The 4,625-nt window shown below is 74.9% G+C and carries 4 protein-coding genes; 3 read left to right on the top strand and 1 reads right to left on the bottom strand.

Features of this window, described 5'->3' with window-relative positions; all coding sequences use genetic code 11:
* The 3 genes from I4I78_RS30540 to I4I78_RS30530 all read left to right on the top strand — a co-directional run.
* Positions 1–795: ABC transporter permease (locus tag I4I78_RS30540; RefSeq protein WP_226380744.1), on the top strand; the 795-nt coding region annotated here is incomplete at its 5' end.
* Positions 792–2,423 (top strand): dipeptide ABC transporter ATP-binding protein, encoded by a 1,632-nt coding sequence (locus I4I78_RS30535; RefSeq protein WP_374225947.1) that lies wholly within the window; start codon positions 792–794, stop codon positions 2,421–2,423. The genes I4I78_RS30540 and I4I78_RS30535, both read left to right, overlap by 4 nt.
* Positions 2,424–2,449: 26 nt before the next feature.
* Positions 2,450–3,550, top strand: coding sequence for a serine hydrolase domain-containing protein (locus I4I78_RS30530; protein ID WP_218614977.1), 1,101 nt, complete (start codon positions 2,450–2,452; stop codon positions 3,548–3,550).
* Between the two features lie 36 nt (positions 3,551–3,586).
* Here I4I78_RS30530 and I4I78_RS30525 read toward each other — a convergent pair whose 3' ends face one another.
* Positions 3,587–4,489 (bottom strand): aldose 1-epimerase family protein, encoded by a 903-nt coding sequence (locus I4I78_RS30525; RefSeq protein WP_218614979.1) that lies wholly within the window; start codon positions 4,487–4,489, stop codon positions 3,587–3,589.
* Positions 4,490–4,625: the final 136 nt, after the last annotated feature.

Genomic DNA, 4,625 nt, shown 5'->3' with positions numbered 1-4,625 from the left:
ATCGGGACCGCACTGACGCTGGTCGTCGTCGCGGTCGCGCTGCTCGGGCCGGTACTGGGCCCGCTGCTGACCGGGCACGACATCGGCGACTTCGTCGGCAAGCCGTTCCGCCCGGACGGCGCGGCCGGTACCGACGACCTGGGTCGCGACGTGCTCACCCGCTTCCTCGCCGGCGGTGGCCCGGTGCTGCTCTACGCGCTGGCGGCGACCGCGATCGGGCTCGTCGGCGGCGCGCTGGCCGGCATGGTCGCCGGCTACAGCGGCGGCCGGCTCGACAGCCTGGTGATGCGCGGCGGGGACGTGCTGCTCTCGTTCCCGCAGCTGGTGCTCGCCCTGCTGGCGGTGGCCGTGCTCGGCTCGTCGGGCTGGCTGCTGGTGCTGGTCATCGGCATCACCCACATCCCCCGGGTGGCCCGGGTCGCCCGGCAGGCCACGCTGGCGGTGGCCGGGCAGGACTACGTGCTGGCCGCCCGGATGTACGGGGTGCCCCGGCGCCGGATCCTGAGCACCGAGATCCTGCCGAACATCACCGGCCCGCTGATGGTGGAGCTGGGCCTGCGCCTGACCTACTCGATCGGCTACATCGCGTCGCTGTCGTTCCTCGGGCTGGGCGTGCAGCCACCGGCCGCGGACTGGGGCCTGCAGATCAACGAGAACCGGATCGCGCTGGTCGTCGCGCCGTGGGGCGTCCTGCTCCCGGTGGCCGCGATCGCGATCCTGACCGTGGGCACCAACATGATCACCGACGGGCTGGCGCGCGCGTCCGCCGACACGAGCGTGGAGGCCACCCCGTGAGCACCACCGACACCGCAACCGAGGCCGGCTCGCGCACCGGCTCCGCCCCGACGCTGCGCTGCCACGACCTGCGGATCGCCACCACCGGCGGCCGCGAGGTGCTGCACGGGATCGACTACGAGATCGCGCCCGGCGAGATCCTGGCCCTGGTCGGCGAGTCCGGATCCGGCAAGACGACGGCCGCGCTGGCGGCGCTGGGCCACTTCCGGGAGGGGCTGGCCCACACCGGCGGCCGGATCTCCTTCGACGGGCACACCGAGCAGGTCGAGGACCTGCTGGCGTTGCCGCCTGCGTCGATGCGGTCGATGCGCGGGCGGCTGCTCAGCTACGTGCCGCAGGACCCGGCGCTGTCGCTGAACCCGCTGCTGCGCGTCGGGCGCCAGATCGACGAGGTGCTGGCCGAGCACATGTCCATGAGCGCCACGGAACGCACCGGGCGGGTGCGGGAGGTGCTCGCCGACGTCGGGCTCCCCGGCGACGACGCGTTCCTGGCCCGTTACCCGCACCAGCTCTCCGGCGGTCAGCAGCAGCGGGTCGGGATCGCGACCGCGTTCGCCTGCCGCCCGGACCTGGTGGTGCTCGACGAGCCGACCACCGGGCTCGACGTGACCACCCAGGACCTCGTGCTCGACACCGTCCGCGAGCTGGTGACCCGTTCGCGCACCGCCGCGCTCTACATCACCCACGACCTGGCCGTGGTCGCGCAGCTGGCCGACCGGGTCGCCGTGATGTGCGCCGGTGAGGTGGTGGAGACCGGGGAGGTCGCGCAGGTACTGCACGCCCCGCGCCACGCCTACACCCGCGGGCTGATCGCCGCGGTGCCGGACCTGCACTCGGCCCCGGAGCGCGACGCCCCGGAGCCCGCGCCGGACGGGGAGCCGCTGCTGGCGGTGCGCGGGGTGTCCAAACGGTACGGGCGCACCACCGTGCTGGACGGGGTGGACCTGGAGCTCGCGCCCGGCGAGTGCCTGATGCTGCTCGGCGAGTCCGGCTCCGGCAAGACCACGCTGGCCCGCGGGCTGGCCGGGCTGCTGGAGCTCGACGACGGCTCGGTCGCGCTGCGCGGGCAGGCGCTCGGGTTCGACCGGACCCCGGCCCAGCGGCGCGGCGTGCAGTACGTGTTCCAGAGCCCGTTCGCCTCGCTGAACCCGCGGCGCACGATCGGCGGTTCGCTGGAGGTGCCGCTGCGGCGGCTCACCGACCTCGACGCAGGCCGGCGCAGGGACCGGGTGCACGACATGCTCGGCCAGGTACGGCTGGACAGCTCGTTCGCCGGGCGCTACCCGGGCGGGCTCTCCGGCGGGGAACGCCAGCGCGCCGCGATCGCCCGCGCCCTGGTCACCGCGCCGGACGTGCTGGTCTGCGACGAGGTCACCTCGGCACTGGACGTGTCGGTGCAGGCCGCGATCCTCGACCTGCTGGCGCTGGTGCGCCGGGAGCTGGGCACGGCGATGCTGTTCGTGACGCACAACATCGCGCTGGCCCGCCACGTCGCGGACCGGATCGCGGTGCTGCACCGGGGCCGGATCGTCGAGCAGGGCACCGTCGACGAGGTCCTGTCCCGCCCGCAGCACGCCTACACCGTCGAGCTGCTCGAGCACACGCCGACGATGCGGGTCGGGGCGTGAGCGCCGGCGTGCCTCCAGTCGCGGAGATGCGGACCGCCACCGGGTTCGCCCCGGTGGCCGATGCGTTCGCCGAGGTGCTGGCGGACACGAACGGCGGGGTCGCGTTCAGCGTCGTCCGGCGCGGGGAGCCGCTGGTCGAGCTGTACGGCGGCCTCGCCGACCCGGCCACCGGACGTCGGTGGACCGCCGACACGACGGCGGTCCTGTTCTCCGGCACGAAGGGCCTCGCGGCCACGGTGTGCGCGCTGCTCGCCGCACGCGGGGTGCTCGACCCGGACGCGCCGGTGCGTCGGTACTGGCCGGAGTTCGCCGCCGCCGGCAAGGACGCCGTGACGGTCGCACAGGTCCTCTCGCACACCGCCGGGCTGCCCTACGTCGAGAACGACGACGTCGACGTCCTGGACACGCGGGCGAGCGCGGCGGCGCTGGCCGGGCAGGCCCCGCTGTGGGAGCCCGGTACCCGGGTCGCCTACCACGCGCTGACGTTCGGGCACCTGGTCGACGAGCTGGTGCGGCGCACCACCGGGCGCGACACCGCGGAGCTGGTGGCGACGACACTGAACGAGGTGCCGGGGGTGGACCTGCGGCTGCGCACCCCGGACGCCCAGGCCGAGCGGATGGCCCAGATCGTGCGCGAGCCCGACTACCGGCTCTCCACGTTCCTCACCGACCCGGTGCGGCGGCGGATCGTCGAACGCATGTACCGGGTGCTCACCGACGACCCGGAGCTGGTCAACTCCCGCGCCTACCGGACGTCGGGCTCCCCCGCCGGCGGCGGCGTGGGCGGCGCCGGGTCGATGGCCCGGGTCTACGGCCGCCTCGCCGACTGCCGGGACCCGCTGGTCCCGGCACCCGCGCTGGCCGCCGCGACCCGCACCCACGCCGAGGGCACCGACGCCGTCAACGACCGGCCGCTGCGGTTCGGGCTGGGCTTCGAGCTGGCCGACCCGATCGGCACCTACGGCCCGGTCGCCGAGGCGTTCGGGCACAGCGGTGCGGGCGGCGGGCGCCACGGCGCCTGGCCGGAGCACGAGCTGGGATTCTCGTTCGTCACCAACGAGATGCGCTCCGAGGACACCGACACCCGGGCCGCGCGCCTCCTGGACGCGCTGCACGGCTGCCTCTGACCCTCTAACCCCTGGGTCGGGCCGCGCCGGGCCGGGTCAGCCGATCGGGCGCAGGCCCCAGGACGCCGTCCACGGCTCGCCCGGGACCAGGGTCACGAGGTCGGTGCCGGAGTTCAGCGCGTCCGGCGGGCAGGTCATCGGCTCGACGGCGACCGCGCGGCCCCGGCCCGGGAAGTCGTCCGGGGTGAAGACCTGCACCCAGCCGAACGCCGGGTCGGCCCACAGCTCGGTGCCCTGGTCGTCGGCCGCGGTAAGGCGGTGCCGTGTGATGTCATCCCCGGACGCGGGACGGCATCCGCCGTAGGCGGCGTCGAGGACCTGCCCGGCGAGCACCAGCCCGCTGCGCAGCGGGTCGGCGCCGGCGAGGCGGTGCACCTCGCCGTCCGGGAGCTGGTCGGTCAGCGGCAGCTCGGTGTCCGCACCGAGGGTGAGCGCGAGCTCGTCGGTGGGGATGTCGCCGACCCGCAGGTACGGGTGGAAGCCGAGACCGAACGGGACCGGCGCGTCGCCGAGGCAGGTGGCCGTGGTGGACACGGTCAGGCCCCCGTCGGCCAGCGACCAGGTGACGGTGACGCGGACCGGCTGCGGCCATCCGGGCTGCACGGCCGCGACGGCGGACAGGGTCAGCGTGGCCGCGGTGTGCTCGCAGACCGTCCACCCGACGTGCCGGAGCAGGCCGTGGATGGCGTTGCCGGCGTCGGGTTCGGTCAGCGCGAGCTGCTGCTCGGTGCCGTCGTGGCGCCAGCACCCGCCGCGGACCCGGTTCGGCCACGGCGCGAGCACCGCACCGGCGCCCTTCGGCGGACGCCGCGTCGGCGGGTGCGTCTCGGTCCGGGCCAGGCCACCGGACTCGAACAGTGCCAGCGTCGCCCCGACCTCGTACACGACCGCCCGCGCGTCCCCGTCGGTGATCTCGAAGGCCCGTCCGCAGGCGTCCATCCGCTCACTCACCCCCCGATCCTCCCGCACCAGTGATCACACCGCGCCACCACACCACCACTCCCCGCCGCCGCCACATCCCACTACCCCACCCCTACCTCGCGTTGTGGAGCCTCAACGCGATCCATGAGGGCCA

It is taken from the genome of Pseudonocardia sp. KRD291 (assembly GCF_019263595.1).
In the GTDB taxonomy this organism is placed as follows: Bacteria; Actinomycetota; Actinomycetes; order Mycobacteriales; family Pseudonocardiaceae; genus Pseudonocardia.
Note: the sequence above shows the minus strand (reverse complement) of the source record. Positions and strands in the feature narration are given on the sequence as shown.

Coding starts and splice junctions, on each gene's coding strand:
- I4I78_RS30530 (WP_218614977.1), top strand. CDS start 2,450: ATGCGGACCGCCACCGGGTTCGCCCCGGTGGCCGATGCGTTCGCCGAG.
- I4I78_RS30525 (WP_218614979.1), bottom strand. CDS start 4,489: ATGGACGCCTGCGGACGGGCCTTCGAGATCACCGACGGGGACGCGCGG.